Source organism: Centipeda infelix ATCC 43532 (genome assembly GCF_000234095.1).
GTDB classification, from domain to species: Bacteria; Bacillota; Negativicutes; order Selenomonadales; family Selenomonadaceae; genus Centipeda; species Centipeda infelix.
In genome coordinates this window covers 26,229-45,726 of record NZ_JH376797.1, presented here as the reverse complement: position 1 = coordinate 45,726, position 19,498 = coordinate 26,229, and the positions used below count along the sequence as shown (strand labels likewise).

Sequence of the window (19,498 nt, the reverse complement as noted above, 5' to 3'; positions counted from 1 at the left end):
CGCGTTCAAGCCCTTTTCCAGCGCACGCCCGTCGGCGTATCCTCAAGCACGACGCCCGCCTCCTTGAGCCCATCGCGAATCTTGTCCGCAACCGCCCAGTTCTTCGCCGCACGCGCCTCCTGCCGAATCCCGATGATGAGCTCCATCAGCGCATCCGTGAGCCCATCGTCCGCCGTCGCTTCCTCCTGCTCAAAGATGCCGATGATCACCGCCATCGCATGATAGGCATCCGCCGCCCGACCAAAGTTCGCCGCATCAAATGCAGCGCCGCGCTCGATCTCCTGATGGTAGCGGTTGATCTCCTTGGCAAGCCCAAACATCTGACTGATAGCGAGTGCCGTGTTGAAGTCGTCGTCCATTGCCGCATCGAAGTCGTGCAGGAACGTCTCTGCCTGTGCAGCCAGCCCTGCCGCCGTGTCCGCCGTGCCTGCACGCTCCGAGAGCTCTGCAATGACTGCATTCGCGTTGCGCAGACGGTCGAGTGCCGTCTGTGCCTCATGCAGCCGCTCGTCGCTGAAGTCAAGTGGGCTGCGGTAATGTGTCTGTAGGATGAAGAAGCGGATGACTTCCCCCGGGAACTCCTTGAGGATATCCTTCACCGTAAAGAAATTGTTCTTCGACTTCGACATCTTTTCGTTGTCGATCGTGATAAATCCATTGTGCAGCCAATAACGCGCAAACTTCTCGTCGCCGTCAATGCACGGCTCTGCCTGTGCAATCTCGTTCTCGTGGTGCGGGAAGATGAGATCGTTGCCGCCGCCGTGGAAGTCAAAGACATCGCCGAGGTATTTCACGGACATCGCCGAGCACTCGATGTGCCAGCCGGGACGGCCCTTCCCCCACGGACTCTCCCACGAGGGTTCGCCGGGCTTTGCCGCCTTCCAGAGGGCGAAGTCCATCGGGTGTTCCTTCGCTGCGTTGACCTCGACGCGTGCACCCGCCTCCATATCGTCGAGACTGCGCCCGCTGAGGCAGCCATAGTGATCGAACGCCTCTACGCGGTAGTAGACATCCCCCGCCTCCGTCACGTACGCATAGCCGCGTGCAATCAGCGTCTCGATCATACGCTGTATGTCCGCCATCGTCTCGGAGACGCGTGGGAACACGTCGGCCCGGCGCACATTCAGCGCATCCATCGCCTTGAAGTACGCTGCGATGTAGCGGTCGGAGATCTCCTTCCACGTCACGCCCTCGCGGTTGGCGGCGTTTATGATCTTATCGTCCACATCTGTGAAGTTCTGGATGTAGCGTACCTTGTAGCCCTTGCGTGCAAGATAGCGGCGAATGACATCCCATGTGACAAAGGGGCGTGCATTTCCGATGTGTGGATCGTTGTACGGTGTCACACCGCAGCAGTAGATGCTGACCTCCCCCTCCCGCAACGGGTGGAATTCTTCTTTTTTTCGCGTCATTGTATTGTAAACGGTAAGCATGATAACCCCCTATTTTTGTTCCAACGCTGAGAGACGGGCTTTCAGCACGTCGATCTCCTGCCGCAGCTGCTCGATCATCTCCGCCTCTGGATCGGGCAGCATATCGTGATCGAGATCGACGTCCAGCTCGCGTGCAAGCTCCTCTGCGCTCTCGTCACATTCGAGCGAGAGCTCCCGCGCCCGCAGAAAATCCGCCTCCGTACGAACGCGCTGCCCGTTCATCATGACAATGCGCCCCGGGATGCCGACCACGGTCGCATGGGCCGGCACGGGTCGCAGCACAACAGAGCCCGCGCCAATCTTCGCATGGTCACCTACAGTGAACGAGCCGAGCACCTTCGCCCCCGAGGCGACAACAACATTACTGCCGAGCGTCGGATGACGCTTGCCCTTCTCCTTCCCCGTACCGCCAAGCGTCACGCCCTGATAGAGCGTGACGTTGCGCCCAAGCTCCGCCGTCTCACCAATGACGATGCCCGTGCCGTGGTCGATGAAGAGTCCTTCGCCGATCTTTGCGCCGGGATGGATCTCGATGCCTGTTAGAAATCGCCCGAAGTTGGAGATTAGGCGCGGGATCAGCACCCAACCACGCACATAGAGTGCATGCGCTATGCGGTGCAGCCAGATCGCGTGCAGACCACCGTAACAGAGCAAGACCTCAATCGTGCTCCGCGCCGCAGGATCGCGCTCAAAGACAACGCGGATATCACGCCTTAGCCTCGCGAACATAATAGCTTCCTCTCCATCGCACACAGACAACAAAAGAAATGCGCCCGCGCCTCTTCAGAGACGCCGACGCGCAGATCGCCTTTGATTTCTCCTTTATTTTAGCAAAAAAACACCCGCTTGACAAATTTTATCTGCGGGTGTTTCAAATACGCAATGAATCAGATGCCCTCTTCGTTGCGTCCGTGATGCGGCTGTCCGCCAACAATCTGCATTGCACGCATGGTCTCGGTCAAGACCTCCACCTCGTATTGGAGCTCCATGCCCTCGGCGCGTTTAAGCACGTCCCCCTTGTGCGTGGAGACGTAGCGCGGCGGGAGATTGTTCAGCGCAATCATCATCATATCCGTGCGGCAGCGGTCGCACATACAGATCTCGGGATACTGCGGCGCAAGGCGTTTCAGCATATGCGCGACAGCATCCTCCATGTAGTTCTTAAACGGTAAGTGTTGCATCACGGCGCTCCTTTCCGATGTACGATTCACCCCAAACGCACAGTGTAGATCGTGCCCTTGTAGCTCTTTGCCCCAAGGCTCTTCTCCGAGGCAACAGTGTATTCAATCGTATTCGGGGACTTCTTGCGGATGTAGACACCGACGGCATCGTCGTCGTTCACGTCATCCGCATCGATCATGCAGCGCACCATACGCACCTCAGCGGCCTTCATAGCGCCTTTCAGCGCACGTGGCTCCTGCGTATAGTAGAGCTCAAACTCATCCTCGTCCGCATAGGTGAAATACGTCCACACGCCGTAGTCGACACGCGCATCGATGTCCACCTTGAAGCAGCCGCGCTCGTTCAAGCTGCCGAGAAAATACGGGAAGAGAAGTTCGTCATGCTCATCCACATTCTTGTTAATGATCTTGACATCCTTCCCGCCCTTGCGGCAGCGGAGAAGTCCGAATGCAACGCCCGTCTTGCCCGTGCGCAGGCGATCAAAGCCATCATGCAGGACCTTTGCGCCCTGCTCTCTATCCTCCATGCCGAGCGGCAGATAGAGGAGAAACGGCGCATCCTTGCTCTGCGCCTGTGCCCCCTTAGGCGCTGCATCCGTCTTTTTCCCGCCTGCAGCCTCCGGCTTCTCCGCCGAGGCAGACTGCACGGTATGCAGCGCCTTGATCTGACGCGCAATATACTCGTCGAAGAGCTTGCGAACCATCGGAGCCTTGCACGAGTTTCCCGCGAGGAAGATGTGGATCTGACGCACATCACGTCCCTTGAACGCGGTCGCCATCGCCTGGAAGAAGTTCTCGACACCGCGTCGAATGCGATCCTCAAGGGTGCGCTCGAGTTTACGCACATCGATGTGCAGACGAATCTCGGCACGGTTGCCCGCATTCCCCGTCTTTTCCGACGAGAACAGTGTGATCTTCGTATCGAAGCTATCCCCCGCCGCAAACTCCTCATAGCCTGCACCACGCTCCCAGAAGGGGCGCAGACGCTCGGCGAGAATCTTGTTGTTCAGATGAGATGCGGCATCGCGTGTCTCGCGCACGAGAGCCTCCGCCCCTGCGAACGTCTCCCCCTCGGGCGGCAGTGCAAACGTGATCTTATGCGTACGCATCTCCGCGAGGTTGTCCTTGAACACCTCGTAGGCAAGGAGCTCGAGGATGTTCTCGCCGCCAAGATACATATCGCTGCCAAAGCCGAACTGTTCGATCACGAACTTGCGCCGCCCGTTTTCGGGTACGTATTCCACGCCGAAGTCAAAGTCCGTCGTGCCGCCGCCGAAGTCAAAGACCCCGTAGGCGACCTCCTCACCCACGCGCTTCGGCTCGAGCCCGTAAGCCTCAAGGGCACTGATCGCATACGCTGCGGGTTCATTCGCACCGTCGTACACGCGGAAGCGACGCATCATCTCCGCATCATCGAGCAGCGCTTTCGGCAGTGTCTTCCGAAGCCCCCGCTCGAAACTCATACGGATGTGCTCCCGCACGCTCTTCTCATAGCCCACGGGGAAGGACAGGATATAGTCCAAGTAGATGTTGCGGTGCATATTGTTGATGTAGAGACCGAGATAGTAGGCATAGATCTCGATCGGGTCGAACCCGCCCGCATCGAGCGGCTGCGTCTCCGCGTACGGCTTGACCTCTTGGATGTAGCCGCGCCGATCCTTCAGGATTGGTGAGTTCGCCGTATCGCGCGTCCAGCGTTTGAGCTCGCTGAACACGGAGTAGTACACGGCAATGCCCTCCGTGGACTGCCGCTCGAAAATCGCGTCCGCCGCCTGATGCGACGCCGTGACCTGCGACCACTCTGTCAGCGGCCGCCCCTCACGCGCACGGTAGAGCTGCTTGAACTTCTCGATGTCAATCAGCTCGATCGCCGTCGGATTCTCGTAATCCTGCAGCGTCGGCTCGTTCTCGTAGTCGCCCTTGCCAATGCGCAGGAGACGTGCCTCACGGTCGCGGCAGACCACAACGGTACTGCGCGTACCGAAGTCGATTGCACAGGTGCCGTTCATGATGACATCCATCTGCGGCGGTCGTGCCACGAGGAAATCCGTCGATGGCAGACGCAGGCAGACGCTGTCCTCACGGCCCTCCTCCGTCAGTTCCTCATAGAGATCCCAGTGCCCGAGGCTCATATCCGTCAGCAGACGCTCTGCATACGGCTGAATGTTTGCGCGTACGTAATCGACGTAGAGCAGCTCTTTCTTAAACGGCTCAATGGAGAAATCAAGGGCAACCGACCCAGTATTGATCGCCGTCTCGATTACACTCTGGATATCAAACGTCATTCCGAAGATCGTCTCTTTGAACCGCCCCGCCACCACATCCTCGGCAAAGCGGTTGTGGTCAAAGAGCAGCTGATCCTCCTCGATGCGGATGTAGGAACGGATCTTCGGATACTCCGCCACGAAGCGGCGCAGACGCTCCTCCTGCTCATGGGAGACATCCTCCGCATTGAACTCGTCTGCAATCCACTTCAGAAAGCTCTGCGCTCCGCTCTTCTCCGTCGCGAGCGAGAACATATACTTTTTATTGACAATGGATGCTGTCTCATCCTTGAGCTCCGCGATATCCCTTCCGATCTGCTGTCCGAATCGAAGCGAGCTCTCATAAAAAAACTGCCGAAAGGCATTCTTTTTCAAATGCAAGCTGCGCATGAGCACCGGCCGCACCGCTGTCTGCACCTCTTTTCGCGCCATTCATTCATCTCCTAACGAAAAAGTTAAATTCTCTTAGAGTAAATATTCTGCACGGTCAATCAAAATCCTTTTTCGATACACATAATAAAAAGTCCTACGGAACATCCGCAGGACAAAATTGCAAATGGTGCGCTCGGCGGGAGTCGAACCCACGCTTTCAGCTCCGGAGGCTAACGTCCTATCCACTGGACTACGAGCGCGCAACACTATTTCAAATAGATACACCAAAATGGGGCTTTTGTCAATAGTTTTTTAGAAGTTGACAAACGGCGGGTCTGTCCCTAAGATGATGGAATACGAACGGGAGGCGATGCTATGCGTGTGAAGATGTGCGGAATGAGGACGATCACGGCGGCCTGTGCAGCGGAGGAAGCAGGGGCGGACTATATCGGCTTTATCTTTGCGGAAAGCAGTCGGCGCTATATCGCACCCGAGGCTGCACGGGAGATTGCACGCACACTGCGTCACGTAAAGAAAGTCGGTGTCTTTGTGGATGCACCGATGTCGGATGTGAATGCGATTGCCGGCCTCGTGGGTCTGGACTATGTGCAGCTGCACGGGCATGAGACGGCGGAGATGGCGAAGGAATCGCAGTATCCTGTGATCAAGGCATATCGCTACGGGAATGATTTCGATGCGGATGCGGCGAACGCGTACCCTGCCGAGATGATCCTTGTGGACAGCTATGTGCAGGGAGCAGCGGGCGGTACGGGAACGACATTCCACTGGCAGGAGGCGGCACGGGAGATCGCACGCGTGACGAAGCCCGTGCTGATTGCGGGCGGTATCACGGCGGAGAATGTCGGAGAAGTCGCTGCAATCTTTCAACCGTTCGGCGTGGATGTATCGGGCGGACTTGAGAAGGACGGAGGGAAGTCCGAGGAAAAAATCAGAGTCTTTATGGAAGTGGTACGAAACTTCCACTAGGGTTTGCTTTGGAGTAGCTTGCCATCATCGCATTTGACAAATGCGATGTCCTCCACTAGAATGGGGGAATACGTCGCATGACGCAGAATATTATAGAGGCCCGAAGGAGGTGCAGTATGCGCGATATATTAGCCGAAATTGTCGAAAAGAAGCGCGCCATCGTAGCGGATGCAAAGAAACGCCGCCCGCTCGATGAACTGAAAGAAAATCTCCCATGCGGTACGTTCCGCATGGCGGAGCACTTCCGATGGCGAGGCTGGGGTCTCATAGCAGAGTGCAAATTACAGTCGCCCGCAAAGGGGCGGCTGACGACCGTGCACAGTGTCACAGAACTTGCCGACATCTATACGGCAGCAGGGGCAGCGGTGCTGTCCGTGCATACCGACCCGCATTTTCTTGGGAGCAATGAGGACTTTGCGGCGGTGCGTGCGCGTGTGGATACGCCGCTCCTGCGCAAGGACTTCATCATCGACCCATATCAGGTCTACGAGGCGCGTGCACTCGGTGCGGATGCGGTTCTCCTCATCGTGCGCATCCTGACACCCGAGCAGCTGAAGGAGCTGCTCTACCTCACATGGAGTCTCGGCATGGATGCTCTCGTAGAGGTGCATGACCGCGCCGATCTCGCGATTGCACAGCAGACACCAGCGGAGTTCATCGGCATCAACAACCGCAATCTTGTGACGTTCGAGACGAGCGTTCAGACGACGCTCGACCTCCTGCCGTATGCAGATATGAAGCGCACGATTATCAGCGAGAGTGGCATTTTCACACGTGCGGATGCTCTGCGCGTCCATGCGGCGGGCTGCAAGGGTGTGCTCGTGGGCGAGGGGCTTGTGCGGGCGGCAGATGTGGGTGTATTTGCAAGAGAATTGGTAAATATAAAGGAGCAATGGTATATGGGTAAGAAGGGAAGATTTGGCGACTATGGCGGGCAGTATGTGCCAGAAATTGCGATGCCCGCACTGAACGAACTTGAGGCAGCGTATCTGAAATACCGCGAGGATGATGCCTTCCTCACAGAGTTCCGCAGCTATCTGCGCGACTATGCGGGGCGTCCGACGAACCTCTACTTTGCCGAGCGGCTGACGAAGCACTACGGCAAGGCGAATATCTATCTGAAACGCGAAGATCTCCTGCACACGGGCGCACACAAGATCAACAACGCACTCGGACAAGCACTTCTCGCACAGCGTATGGGCAAGAAGCGCATCGTCGCGGAGACGGGGGCGGGGCAGCACGGTGTCGCGACGGCGACGGTCGCTGCACTCTTCGGCATGGAGTGCCACATCTTCATGGGCGCGGTCGACGTCGAACGTCAGCGGCTCAACGTGTTCCGTATGCGCCTCCTCGGGGCGACGGTCATACCCGTTTCAAGCGGCACGGGGACGCTCAAAGATGCGACGAGTGAGGCGATCCGCTACTGGGCGACGAACATCACGGACACCTACTATGTCATCGGCTCGGCGGTCGGTCCGCACCCGTATCCCGAGATGGTACGCGACTTCCAGAAGGTCATCGGTGAGGAGATCCGCGCACAGGCAAAGGAGCGTTTTGACGCAAAGCCCGACTACCTCGTCGCGTGCATCGGCGGCGGCAGCAACGCCATCGGGACATTCTACGATTTCCATAACGATGCAGAGGTCAAGAAGTTCTGTGTCGAGGGCGGCGGGCGCGGCGACGCGGACGGTGACAACGCCAAGACCCTCAGCGGCGCGGGCACGCCCGGCATTCTCCACGGTGCATACAGCTATCTCCTTCAGGATCAGGACGGACAGGTTGTGGAGGCGTACAGCATCTCGGCGGGATTGGATTACCCCGGCGTCGGGCCGGAGCATTCCTATTTCAAGGATCAGGGAATTGTTACTTACGTTTCCGTGACGGATAAAGAGGCACTGGCTGCATTTCAGCGGCTCTCGCGTATCGAGGGCATCATCCCCGCGCTTGAGAGTTCGCACGCGCTTGCGTATCTTGAAAAACTCATGCCGGAGACGAAGGCAGGCGAGAACGTTGTCGTCTGTCTTTCGGGACGCGGCGATAAGGACGTGCAGATGGTCGCAAAGGAACTGGGGGAGGATATCGCATGAGCACGCGTCTGGATGAAAAACTCGCAAAACTGCGCGCAGAAGGTCGCACAGGACTTTACATCTATGTGACGGCGGGCTGCCCGAGCGCAGAGGCGACCGTGGACATCGTGCGCCGCGCCGAGGCGGCGGGAGCAGATGTGATCGAGCTTGGGCTTCCCTTCTCCGACCCGATGGCAGATGGTCCTGTCATTCAGGAGGCGAGCGTCATCGCCCTCCGGAATGGCATGACGATAAAGAAGGCACTCGAAGTCGTCAAAGAGATTCGGAAACACTCCGAGATTCCACTCATTGGCATGGGCTACATCAACATGGTGCATCACTACGGCTTCGAGCAGTTCGTCACGGACTTCAAAGCGGCGGGTATGGACGGCGTGATCTTCCCCGACGTACCGCACGAGGAGTCAGCGGATATGCGGCGGATATGCGCCGCGCATGACTTTACCCTCACGGAGTTCATTACACCGGGCACAACCGAGGAACGCATGGCGGAGACGTGCAGGGATGCACGCGGCTTCATCTACTGCATTTCGAACTACGGTGTCACGGGGGTCAAGGAGATCGACTACTCCATCATCGGCTCTGTCTGCAAGGCAGCACGCCGCTATACGGAGGTACCGCTCGCGATCGGCTTCGGGATCGGCACGCCCGAGGCGGCGGCGCGTGCAGCCAAGCAGGCGGACGGTGTCATCGTCGGCAGTGCCGTAGTGAAACAGATCATCGACGGCGATATCGACGGCGGTATTCAGCTGATTGCCAATATGCGAAAAGCATTGGATGCGTAGAGAATCACTGATAAAACAGCCCATCCGATTGGCTTACAGTTTTCTGCCTTATCCCACACTCATAAAAAAGCCTGCTGCACGAATCCGAAAAGTTCGTACAGCAGGCTCTATTTATCTTCTGTTTTGGAGTCGGATTCCTGTACCTCTGCCGTCCCCACACCCTCATGAACGGCAGAGACAGGTGCGAAATAGTCTCGAATGGCACCAACTTCGTCACCGATAAAAAGTGCAACGGGAGATTCGCGCAGCATAACGAGCTCCAAGAGACGCGCCTGTGCGGCTGGATTTTGCTCCTTCATCGCTGTGGGATCTGCGGCGGCACGCGTCAACGTGATTGCCTTCTGCTCGGCAGCGATATAATCGTCCGTCTTGCTCACAATGATAGCAATCGGATCATAGACACGGTTTGACAGCTCCGTCGGCGGTGCATTTTTCTCGAAACGAGTGTGCAGTTCCTGCATATCCCGTTCCAGATCCATAAGGCGCATGTGCGTAATCGCAAGCGTGGTCTCACCCGCCTTTGCATCTGCGAGAACCTGATAGTAGCGCGTCCAGTTGCGGTCAAGTTCTGCGATCTGCTTCTGATACATCCCCCACCACGGCGTGAAGAGTTCCTGATCGTGGGCAATCACCGCACGTTCCTCGATGGTCAGCGGCTCCGGAGCACGATCCGCCGTCTGCATATAAAAGAGGATGCCGCCCACCACCGCGAGCAGTATGACGAAGATCAAAAAGATGCGGTGCGGCAGATAGCGAAACAGGATGATGAGCAGCAAGATGACAAGCACTAACAGAACATAGATCAACATAGACTCCTCCGAGAAATAGCACTCATGCCCCTGCACGCTCCTTGAGTGCCGCACGGTTCAAAATTTGGATGCGTCCGCGAGCGGTCTCCACAAGCCCTTCTTGACTGAACTCGCGGATGAGCCGGCTGACCACCTCTCGCGCCGTACCAAGATACTGTGCCGTCTCCTCATGTGTCAGACGGATCTCATCTCCTGCCGTACGCGCCGATTCAGCAAGTAAAAACCGCGCAAGTCTACGATCTGCCGACAGGAAGATCATCTGCTGGAGCTTCCACAGCATTTCCGAGAGACGTGCGATGGTATACTCGTAGGCACAGGCACGCACATCAATGTTCTCCGCGAAAATACTGCGTACCGCCATTGTATCAGAGATGAAGAGCTCCGTATTCTTTCCGGCCTCAATTGCAATATCACACGGAACAGAATTGAGGTGCGATATGCTTGACATAAGACCAATATCCCCGTCGCGCAAAATATAAAGCGTGAATTCGCGCCCCTCCTCGGAGATGAGATAGATGCGCAGGGATCCAGAGATCACGTGCAGTGTCCCCGAGTGTGCAAGTGCTCCTCGGTGGATAAATTCACGCTTTGCATAGCAGCTGTACCGCGTATGCGCGATCAGCTCATCCCGCTGCGCCGCTGTCAGACCCTTCCACAGGTCAAACTGCTCAATATAGTCGCGAAAATGGCGGCTTTCCGAAGCATGTTCCAACATCTCTGTCCCCCCCTTTCTCCCTCTGTACGGGTATTACTGCCGACGCAGATGGCGCACGGCGGCAAGCCCTGCCGCCGCCCCCTCATAGACCGCCTTTGCAATCTGCAGCAGCCCACCCGTGCAGTCCCCTGCCGCATAGATGCCTGGGACATTCGTCTCCATCTGTGCGTCCACAACGATCTTGCCGTCACGCTGCAGTACACCGAGCTTTCGCGCAAGTTCAAAGCTTCCTGCCGTACCACTCGCCAAAAATATGCCATCCACCGTCATCTCCGTGCCATCATCAAAGACAATGCGCTCGACACGTCGCGTTCCCGCGATACGAGAGATGACACGCTGCTCCACTGTAATCCCGTCCGAAACACGAATATCCGGCGCAGCACCATTCGTCAAAAGCGTCAGCCGCGCTGCATGAGGGAGAAGAATCTCCGCCTCATGCAGCGCATAGTCGCCCGCACCAATAACAGCAACATTCTTCCCACGATAAAAGAACGCATCGCAGATTGCACAGAAGCTAACCCCGCGTCCCTCGAACTCCTGCAGTCCCGGTACGGAAAGCATACTGCGTGAAGCACCAGCCGCAAGGATAACAGTATCTCCTTCGTACGCAGAGCGTCCCCCTTCCACGCGAAAGCCCTGCCCATCATCCCTCGGCAAAACAGACATCGCCTCATCCATCGCAAACACAACACCGAGCCTCTTTGCGCCCGCAATGCTGCGTCGTTCAAGTTCTGCCCCTGTGATGGGTACATCGAACCCATAATAGTTTTCGACAAGCTCGGCAGCTCTGAGTGCACCTGCCCCCTTCGTGACAACCGTCACATCTGCGCCACCGCGCCGCGCATAGAGAGCGGCAGAGACTCCTGCCGGACCAGAACCGATGATGATAACGTGCATAAATACTCCTACAAATGATATGAAAAAAGAGACGCACCTTAAACGTCTCTTTCTCATGTGTACGAAAAATCAGTGATGATTAAAGAGCAGACTCACCGAACGATGGCTTTGGATACGCACAATAACATCCGCGAGAGACTGTGCAAGAGAGAGTGTGACGAGTTTATCGGACTGTTTCTCAGGAGGAACCGGAATGGAGTCGGTAATGACAAGCTGGTCGATCACGGAGGCATTGATCCGCTCGACTGCGGGGTCGCTCAAGATGGCGTGCGAACACGCCGCAAGCACATGCTTTGCCCCGCGCTCATGGAGTGCCTTTGCCCCCTCGCAAAGTGACCCTGCCGTATCGACGATATCATCGATGAGAAGCGCGGTCTTGCCCTCAACTTCACCAATGAGGTTCATGACCTCCGCACACCCGGGGCAGGGGCGGCGCTTCTCGATGATCGCAATCGGCGCATGGAGGAAATCCGCCATGATACGCGCGCGCGTGACACCGCCAAGATCCGGTGAAACGACGACCAGGTCCTCGATCTCCTGCTCACGGAAGTAGCTCGCGAGTACGGGGGCAGCAGCGAGATGATCCACTGGAATATCGAAGAATCCCTGAATCTGTCCCGCATGAAGGTCAACGGTGACAACGCGGGATACCCCCGCCGTCGTCATGAGGTTCGCAACGAGTTTCGCCGAGATCGGCTCGCGTCCACGCGTCTTACGATCCTGACGTGCATAGGCATAGTACGGAACAACCGCCGTAATGCTGTGTGCCGACGCACGCTTGCACGCATCTGTGAGAATCAGCAGCTCCATGAGGTTGTCATTCACAGGAAAGCTGGTCGACTGGATAATGAAGATATCCTTTCCCCGGATACTCTCCTCGATCATCACTTGAATCTCACCGTTGTTGAAGTGCCCGACGAATGCTTCGCAGAGCGGTATGCCGATACGCTCCGCGATATCCTTTGCCAACTGGGGATTCGCATTCCCCGTCAGGATGCATACGTTGTCGGTCGGAAAACTCATCTCTCTGTTCCTCCTAAAAACCAGATGCGTCACATGAAAAGCACCGATCAAACTCTACCGGTTCGACGAGTTTTACATCAGTACTTCCTATAAATAGAATACACAAGAACTATTTATAGTATAACACGCATGATTTATTTTGGGAAGAGCGTCCTCCGCCTTTTTCGCAGTGTCCAGAACCATACGCGTAGATCATGTACGAGTCTCATTTTCGTCTGTCGGTCCAGCCCTCGATCTCCTTCTGGCGTGCACGTGCCACGGAGAGCGTGCCGGCCGGGACGTCGCGCGTGATCGTCGACCCGGCAGCAACATACGCACCCTCGCCCACCGTAACGGGTGCGACGAGGTTTGAGTTGCAGCCGACGAAGGCGTTATCCTCGATGACCGTGCGGAACTTCTGCTTGCCGTCGTAGTTGACCGTAATCGTACCGCAGCCCATGTTGACGTGCGCACCGAGGTCGCAGTCCCCGATGTAGGAGAGATGCGGCAGCTTCGAGCCCGCACCGATGTTGGAGTTCTTCACCTCGACAAAATTGCCCATCTTCACGCCCGCACCGATGTGGCTGTCGGGGCGGATGTGGTTGAACTGCCCAAGCTCCGCGCCATTCTCGACCTCGGCGTCGTGCGCGTAAACATAGTGTGCCTTGACATTGTCGCCGACAACCATATTCTGAAAGCGGACATTTGGGCCAATGACGCAGTCCTCTCCGATGACCGTGACCCCCTCGAGGAAGGTAAAGGGATAGATGACCGTGTCCATGCCGACGCGCACCTCGGCATCAATAAACGTCGTATGCGGATCGATAATCGTCACGCCGTCCGCCATCAGTTCCTCGGCCTTGCGGCGGCGCAGAATCCGCTCCGCCACGGCAAGCTGGCTGCGCGAGTTGATGCCGAGCGTGCTCTCATAGTTGTCTGCTGTGACCGCCCAAATTTTCTCCCCTGCGTCACGGAGGATACTGAGCACATCGGGCAGGTAGTATTCGCCCTGCGCATTATCGTTCGTCACCTTTGCGAGCGCGGCAAAGAGGGCCTGTGCATCAAAACAGTAGATGCCCGCATTGACCTCGTGGATCTCACGCTCCTCCGGCGTCGCGTCCTTGTGCTCGACAATCTTCAGCACCTCGCCATTTTCGCGGCGGATAACGCGCCCGTAGCCCTTTGCGTTCGGCATGATCGCCGTGAGCACGGTTGCCTTTGCGCCCGTCTGCACATGCTCCTCATGGAAGCGCGCCAAAAGCTCCGCTGTCAGGAGCGGCGTATCTCCACAAAGCACCATGATGGTTCCATGCTCCTTCGCGAGCAGCTCCTTCGTCTGCAGGACGGCGTGTCCCGTACCGAGCTGCTCACGCTGCTCCACATACTCCACACTGTCACCGATGCTCTCGCGCACCACATCGCCGCCAAAGCCCGTGACCACAATGTTGCGCCGTGCACCTGCCGCGTCTGCCGCGTCAATGACGTGCTGCAGCATAGATTTCCCTGCCGCGTGGTGCAGGACTTTGGGTAGCTTTGACTTCATGCGCGTGCCCTTGCCTGCTGCCAGTATGACCGTTATAAAATCCAACATTATGCCCCTCCCGTTCTCCGGAAGCGCCTACTCGGCGTCTTCCTGACTCTTTTTCCCCTTGCGTCTCACCAAGGTGGTACCTGTCTTTTTTTCCTGCTCCTCAATGGCGTAAAGCAGGGTCTTCTCCGAATTTTCCATGTGTCGCGCGCCGACCTTGCGTGCATGGCGCGCGTCGCCCGAGCCGATCGCATCCACAATCGCACGATGTTCCTCGAGGGTCGCCTTGAGTCGTCCCGGATAGGACATCGAGATTGTACGGAACCGCGTGAGCTGCTCGCGCAGATTACCGATAATGATGAGTAGACGCTCGTTGCGCGCTGCCTGATACAGAAGCTCGTGAAACTCGATATCCGTGCGCACGATGCGCTCCATATCATGCTCCTCGATGGCGCGTCCGATGCCGACGAGGAGGCGCTCCAAACGCTCCTGCTCTTCATCGGTGATCCGCTCCGCCGCGAGTTCACAGGCAAGTGCCTCAAGTGCCGCGCGAATCTCAAAGATCTCATTGATGTCACGAATGGATACACTTGCGACGTAGGCACCGCGCCGCGGAACGGTGACGACATAGCCCTCCTGTTCCAACTTTCGGATCGCCTCGCGTACAGGTGTACGACTGACGAGAAGTTCGTCCGCGAGATCGTTCTCCTTGAGCCATTCGCCGGGCTTCAGTATCCCGCCGCGAATGGCATCGCGCAGCACCTCACAGACAATTTCGCGAAGCGGCTGGTAGCTGTTGACAACAACCGGTGATAGTTTTCCTTGCATAGTATGGCTCTCCTGTTACTCCCCGTATCTGCCCGCCGTATGCGTCAGACATATTTCGGCATCCGTTTCCCTGCGAAATGTCTCTACCGCCTCCACAGCCGCATGTTCATCCGCAAAGAGTCCGAACACCGTTGGCCCGCTGCCCGACATCATTGCACAAAGCGCACCGTGTGCACGCATCCGCGCGCGATAGTCAGCGATCACGGGATGTGCCGCCTCGGTCACAGGCTCAAGCACATTGCAGACAAGCTCTGCGCACCGCATGCGATCGCCGCGTTCGAGTGCCTCCAAAAATGCCGCATTGTCCGGATGAAATCCGGGCGGGTGTGCATCGTAACTGCGGTACGCCCACGGTGTCGACACAGCAACGGGAGGTTTTGCGAGCACGACGTGAGTCGCGGGAAAATCCGGAAGTGCCTGCATGATCTCACCGCGCCCCGTCGCAAGTACGGTTCCGCCCATCAGGGCAAATGGGATGTCCGAGCCAAGCTGCGCACCAAGTACACAGAGCCGATCATCGGAAAGTCCAAGTGCATAGAGTTCATTCATCCCGCGCAGTGTCGCTGCCGCATCCGCACTCCCGCCCGCAAGCCCTGCGGCAACGGGAATACGCTTTGCAATGGCAATATGAACACCGCCACGCAGACCACACTCCTTCATAATAAGTGCAGCGGCGCGGTGGGCGAGATTGCGCTCATCTGCCTCAAGCCCCGGCAGATCCACGGTCAGTGTGATTCCCTCCTCCTGCCGCGTGAACGTAAGCGTATCTGCGAGTGCGAGGGACTGCATGACCGTCGCAATCTCGTGATACCCGTCATCCCGAAGTCCCAGAATGTCGAGCGTCAGATTGATCTTCGCCCGTCCGAGAGTCGTCACCATAGGAAGTCATTCCTCCATTGCTCCAAGGAAAAAGATTCATGCCGCTTCGCATATCATCTGTCTTTCCTTCTATTTCCAGATTAACAGGATTTCCAATTATATTCAATAGGTTTTTCTATTATTTTTCAAAAAATTGCGATGGGATCGATGTCAATCGCAACATCGTCGCGCAGATGCAGTCCGCGTGTACGCAAGAAGTTCTGTACGACTGCAAGCGCGTCTGTCTTGATGAGTACGATAAAACGATACGCGCCGCGCTCCCGCTCGATCAGTGCGGGCGAGGGCCCGATCACCGTGCCCCCTGTCGTTCCTGTAAACGCCGTCTGCGCTGCAGCGACGAACTCGTTTGCTGCATTCCACGCACGCGCACGCTGCGGATCTCGAAAGAGCAGCTTCACGAGACGGCTGTACGGCGGATAGAAGAGCTCGCTGCGAAGTACAAGCTCCTGCGCCGCAAACGCTTCGTAGTCCTGCCGCAGCGCAGCACGCACGGCATAGTGCTCAGGGTTGTAGGTCTGTACGATGACCGCACCGCGCGCGCCGTGCCGCCCTGCGCGTCCCGCCGTCTGTGTGATGAGCATAAAGCAGCGTTCCGCCGCACGGAAATCCGGCAGGTTGAGGCTCGCGTCCGCACTGATGATGCCGACCGACTGCACGCCCGGCAAATCATGTCCCTTTGCCACCATCTGGGTGCCGAGCAGGATATCGAAGTCACGCCGCCGAAACTGCGTCAGGATCTCCGTATGCGCCAGCTTACGTCCCGTCGTATCGCGATCCATGCGCACAATCCGTGCTGTGGGAAGAATCTGCCCCAGCTCCTCCTCGAGCTTTTCCGTGCCCGAGCCGAAGTATTTGATGTAACGGCTGCCGCATTTCGGACAGGTATCGGGCACGGGGGCACGCAGATCGCAGTGGTGACAAACGAGCGCACCGTTCGCATGATAGACGAGCGGCAGTGAGCACTCCTGACAGGTGATGACGGCTCCGCAGGAGCGGCACATGATAAAGGTCGCGTAGCCGCGTCGGTTCAGCATGATGATTGCCTGCTCGCCGCGCGCAATTGTCTCCGTGAGGAGCTCGCGCAGGGCGGGCGAGATGATCGTGCGCCGCCCGCGCCGCAGCTCCTCGCGCATATCGACGGCACGCACCTCGGGCAGCGGCTGACTGCCGATGCGCACGGGCATCGAGAGGAGCGTCAGCTCCCCCGCTCGTGCCCGCGCGTAGGATTCAAGCGAGGGGGTCGCGCTGCCAAGCACGAGGATCGCCCCGTGCCGCCGCGCGAGGATCTCTGCGACCACACGCGCATGGTAACGCGGCGACTCGTCCTGTTTGTAGGACATATCCTGCTCCTCGTCGAGGATGATTGCACCGACATCGGCTGCCGGTGTAAAGAGTGCCGAACGCGCACCGAGGATGATGCCCGCATCTCCGCGCCGCACGCGAAAGATCGCGTCGTTGCGCTCGGCAAGCGAGAGCTGACTGTGCAGGACGACAATATCGTCTGCAAACACCTCCTGAAACGCCGTGACAAGCTGCCCCGTCAGGGCAATCTCCGGCACAAGCACGATCACCTGACGCGCCGCCGCACGCACGGCGCGCGCCGTCTCGATGTAGACACGCGTCTTGCCGCTGCCCGTCACCCCGTGGAGCAGATAGCCACGAAACGCGCCCTCCGCAATGCCCGCGTGCAACTGCGTGACTGACGATGTTTGCGCCTCCGTCAGCTCCTCGGCATATGCCCCCGCCGTCCCCGTACCATAGCTGGAGCGCAGCCTGCGCCGCAGGTGCTCGGTCAGATATCCGGCTGCAACGAGGTTCTTGATGGTTGCGAGCGAGATTCCTTTTTCATCGAGTTCGGTACGCGTGTATGTGCCCTGCTCCCGAAAGAGGGCAAGTGTCCGCATCTGCGCCGGCTTTCGCGTAAGTCCCGCGAGCAGATCGTCCGTAATCTCCCCCGCAGTATAGAACTTCTCATACTGCGCCTTGTCGCGTTTATCCGCCTCATACTCCTTGCGCACGAGATCATAGCGCAGAAGTTTTTCCACACACAGCTCGACCTCTCCCGCAGGAAATTCCCGCCGCAGCTGCGCCATGCGCTGACTGCCGTGCTCACGCAGATGTCGATAGACGGCATGGACGCGCGCATCCACAAGGATGGGGTGCCCCTCATCCCCATCCTCCGCCGCTGCATAGACAGGAAAAATTCTGAGACCGCTCTTGCCCGGCATAAAGAGACGCATGATCTCCGCCACCGAACAAAGGTAAAAGTCCGACAGCTCCTGTGCGGCGGCAAGAAGCTCGGGGGAAAACCATGCCTCCTCATCCACCGCATCGATGATTTCCTTCAGCGCATGCTGTCCATCCCGCGCTGCATCATAGGTGCGCACACAGGTGACGAACCCCTCCTTGCGCACGCTGCCGAACGGGACGAAGACACGCCACCCTGCCGCGACCTGCGCAAGCCGCTCCGGCAGGAGATAGGTGAACTCCTGTCGGATGCTCTTGACCGGAATGTTGATATAGACATCCGCAACGGTCATATGTTCACTTTCTTCACCAAAAAAGCCGTTACACGAATGCATTCGTGCAACAGCTCCTTTCCATACACCACGACTACGAGACAATCGCCGCCTGATTCGCAAGGATCTCCTTGCCGGCCTGACACGCAGGGCAGATACAGGTATCTTCCCCCTGCTCCTTCGCCTGCTTTGCCGCAGCATTATACTCTCCGGCTCTCTGCGCACCGAACAGTGCGACACCGTCCGCTGACTCCGTGAAGCTGATGAGCTGATCGATCGTCAGTACATCGCTCTTTATTTCATCAATGAGTGTCCGAAACGCAGATTTTTCCTGTGGCGTGTCCACCGCCTCCAGAAACACCTCTGCTTTCGCCTTCAGTCCTTCGTAGACCGACGGCGCATCGACCAGCTTCTGCACCTCATCGATCACAGCACTGCGATCCAACGCCATCCTTCATCCTCCTCAATTCTCTGACTAGGGAATCGCTGATAAAATGAAGTCCGTCAGATTGGCGTAGATTTTTCGTCCGAACAAGGAGACAAACCGGACGCATAGCCAAAGCTATGTGGAGGATTTGTCGACACAGTGCGGGCAAAAAAGATGCGCTAAGATGGCGCGGCTGAATTTATCAGTGCTTCCCTAAAACAATCTATTCGTTATTATAGGACAAAGGGTCACGTTTGACAACTGGAAAAATTTTTGATTTTTCAAAATCCGAGTGTTCCTCTCGGATTTGTGGCTTTGGTCACATTCTTTAGAGGATATTCTGTGTATAATATGCACAGAAATTCTCACAACACACAAGGAGGAAACATCATGGCAATCCTAAACAATATCCAGCATCAACAAGCACTCCTGCTCAAGGATCAGGTCGCATACGCAGAGGGACAGGTCGTCAGCAAGACGCTCGTTCAGAACAAGGGGCTCGGTGTCACGCTCTTCGCGTTCGCCAAGGGCGAGGGCATCAGCACACACGCATCGACGGGCGACGCGCTTGTCACGGCACTCGAGGGCGAGGGCATCATCACGATCGATGACGAAACCTATACGCTCAAGGCGGGTGAGAGCATCGTCATGCCTGCAACTCATCCGCATTCCGTCTATGCGGCAAAGGAAACGCCGTTCAAGATGCTGCTTGTCGTCGCATTCCCTGCGGCGTAATATATATATCAGCACATTTATCCCTGAACGCAAATACCCGCAGCAAAATGCTG

The 19,498-nt window shown here is 57.3% G+C and carries 18 protein-coding genes, 1 tRNA gene and 1 pseudogene; 6 read left to right on the top strand and 14 right to left on the bottom strand.

What is annotated here, in order from left to right; translation table 11 throughout:
- Positions 1-5: 5 nt before the first annotated feature.
- The 5 genes from cysS to HMPREF9334_RS00210 all read right to left on the bottom strand — a co-directional run bounded on the left by cysS (position 6) and on the right by HMPREF9334_RS00210 (position 5,510).
- On the bottom strand, positions 6-1,433 hold the full coding sequence (gene cysS / locus HMPREF9334_RS00230; RefSeq protein ID WP_006691497.1) for a cysteine--tRNA ligase: 1,428 nt from the start codon (positions 1,431-1,433) through the stop codon (positions 6-8).
- 9 nt (positions 1,434-1,442) lie between these two features.
- On the bottom strand, positions 1,443-2,162 hold the full coding sequence (cysE, locus tag HMPREF9334_RS00225; RefSeq protein WP_039957043.1) for a serine O-acetyltransferase: 720 nt from the start codon (positions 2,160-2,162) through the stop codon (positions 1,443-1,445).
- 158 nt (positions 2,163-2,320) lie between these two features.
- Positions 2,321-2,614, bottom strand: coding sequence for a late competence development ComFB family protein (locus HMPREF9334_RS00220; RefSeq protein ID WP_006691495.1), 294 nt, complete (start codon positions 2,612-2,614; stop codon positions 2,321-2,323).
- 26 nt (positions 2,615-2,640) lie between these two features.
- On the bottom strand, positions 2,641-5,310 hold the full coding sequence (locus tag HMPREF9334_RS00215; RefSeq protein ID WP_006691494.1) for an acetate and sugar kinases/Hsc70/actin family protein: 2,670 nt from the start codon (positions 5,308-5,310) through the stop codon (positions 2,641-2,643).
- A gap of 125 nt (positions 5,311-5,435) precedes the next feature.
- Positions 5,436-5,510, bottom strand: a tRNA-Arg gene (locus HMPREF9334_RS00210).
- A 115-nt stretch (positions 5,511-5,625) separates the two neighbouring features.
- Here HMPREF9334_RS00210 and HMPREF9334_RS00205 point away from each other — a divergent pair.
- From HMPREF9334_RS00205 to trpA, 4 genes and pseudogenes are all read left to right on the top strand, one after another.
- Complete coding sequence (locus HMPREF9334_RS00205) at positions 5,626-6,237, top strand: phosphoribosylanthranilate isomerase (RefSeq protein ID WP_006691493.1); 612 nt, start codon at positions 5,626-5,628, stop codon at positions 6,235-6,237.
- A 116-nt stretch (positions 6,238-6,353) separates the two neighbouring features.
- Positions 6,354-7,130, top strand: a pseudogene (gene trpC / locus HMPREF9334_RS12355) (indole-3-glycerol phosphate synthase TrpC); the annotation flags it as partial.
- A gap of 6 nt (positions 7,131-7,136) precedes the next feature.
- Positions 7,137-8,324, top strand: a complete 1,188-nt coding sequence (gene trpB / locus HMPREF9334_RS12350; protein ID WP_039957185.1) for a tryptophan synthase subunit beta — start codon at positions 7,137-7,139, stop codon at positions 8,322-8,324.
- A complete protein-coding gene (trpA, locus tag HMPREF9334_RS00195; RefSeq protein ID WP_006691491.1) occupies positions 8,321-9,106 on the top strand; it encodes a tryptophan synthase subunit alpha in 786 nt (261 codons plus the stop codon). The genes trpB and trpA overlap by 4 nt, the downstream gene beginning before the upstream one ends.
- Positions 9,107-9,213: 107 nt before the next feature.
- Here the strand turns inward: trpA and HMPREF9334_RS00190 are convergent, their stop codons facing one another.
- The 9 genes from HMPREF9334_RS00190 to HMPREF9334_RS00150 all read right to left on the bottom strand — a co-directional run bounded on the left by HMPREF9334_RS00190 (position 9,214) and on the right by HMPREF9334_RS00150 (position 18,734).
- Positions 9,214-9,915, bottom strand: coding sequence for a hypothetical protein (locus HMPREF9334_RS00190; protein ID WP_039957041.1), 702 nt, complete (start codon positions 9,913-9,915; stop codon positions 9,214-9,216).
- Between the two features lie 22 nt (positions 9,916-9,937).
- Positions 9,938-10,630, bottom strand: a complete 693-nt coding sequence (locus HMPREF9334_RS00185) for a Crp/Fnr family transcriptional regulator (RefSeq protein WP_006691489.1) — start codon at positions 10,628-10,630, stop codon at positions 9,938-9,940.
- 33 nt (positions 10,631-10,663) lie between these two features.
- On the bottom strand, positions 10,664-11,527 hold the full coding sequence (locus tag HMPREF9334_RS00180; protein WP_006691488.1) for an NAD(P)/FAD-dependent oxidoreductase: 864 nt from the start codon (positions 11,525-11,527) through the stop codon (positions 10,664-10,666).
- 69 nt (positions 11,528-11,596) lie between these two features.
- The gene (locus HMPREF9334_RS00175; RefSeq protein ID WP_006691487.1) at positions 11,597-12,550 is read right to left on the bottom strand and encodes a ribose-phosphate diphosphokinase; all 954 of its coding nucleotides are present in this window, start codon (positions 12,548-12,550) and stop codon (positions 11,597-11,599) included.
- Between the two features lie 205 nt (positions 12,551-12,755).
- Positions 12,756-14,120, bottom strand: coding sequence for a bifunctional UDP-N-acetylglucosamine diphosphorylase/glucosamine-1-phosphate N-acetyltransferase GlmU (glmU, locus tag HMPREF9334_RS00170; RefSeq protein ID WP_006691486.1), 1,365 nt, complete (start codon positions 14,118-14,120; stop codon positions 12,756-12,758).
- Between the two features lie 27 nt (positions 14,121-14,147).
- Positions 14,148-14,885, bottom strand: a complete 738-nt coding sequence (locus HMPREF9334_RS00165) for a GntR family transcriptional regulator (protein WP_006691485.1) — start codon at positions 14,883-14,885, stop codon at positions 14,148-14,150.
- A 15-nt stretch (positions 14,886-14,900) separates the two neighbouring features.
- Positions 14,901-15,764, bottom strand: a complete 864-nt coding sequence (gene ispE, locus HMPREF9334_RS00160; RefSeq protein ID WP_006691484.1) for a 4-(cytidine 5'-diphospho)-2-C-methyl-D-erythritol kinase — start codon at positions 15,762-15,764, stop codon at positions 14,901-14,903.
- 125 nt (positions 15,765-15,889) lie between these two features.
- Positions 15,890-18,304: a replication restart helicase PriA gene (gene priA, locus HMPREF9334_RS00155; protein ID WP_039957038.1), complete on the bottom strand. Its 2,415-nt coding sequence runs from the start codon at positions 18,302-18,304 to the stop codon at positions 15,890-15,892.
- Positions 18,305-18,377: 73 nt separating this feature from the next.
- On the bottom strand, positions 18,378-18,734 hold the full coding sequence (locus HMPREF9334_RS00150; protein WP_006691482.1) for a hypothetical protein: 357 nt from the start codon (positions 18,732-18,734) through the stop codon (positions 18,378-18,380).
- Between the two features lie 67 nt (positions 18,735-18,801).
- Here HMPREF9334_RS00150 and HMPREF9334_RS12405 point away from each other — a divergent pair, with 67 nt between their 5' ends.
- Both HMPREF9334_RS12405 and HMPREF9334_RS00145 read left to right on the top strand, forming a co-directional pair.
- On the top strand, positions 18,802-18,927 hold the full coding sequence (locus HMPREF9334_RS12405) for a secretion protein HlyD (protein WP_071985964.1): 126 nt from the start codon (positions 18,802-18,804) through the stop codon (positions 18,925-18,927).
- Positions 18,928-19,100: 173 nt separating this feature from the next.
- Positions 19,101-19,445, top strand: a complete 345-nt coding sequence (locus HMPREF9334_RS00145) for a cupin domain-containing protein (RefSeq protein ID WP_006691481.1) — start codon at positions 19,101-19,103, stop codon at positions 19,443-19,445.
- Positions 19,446-19,498 lie beyond the last annotated feature (53 nt).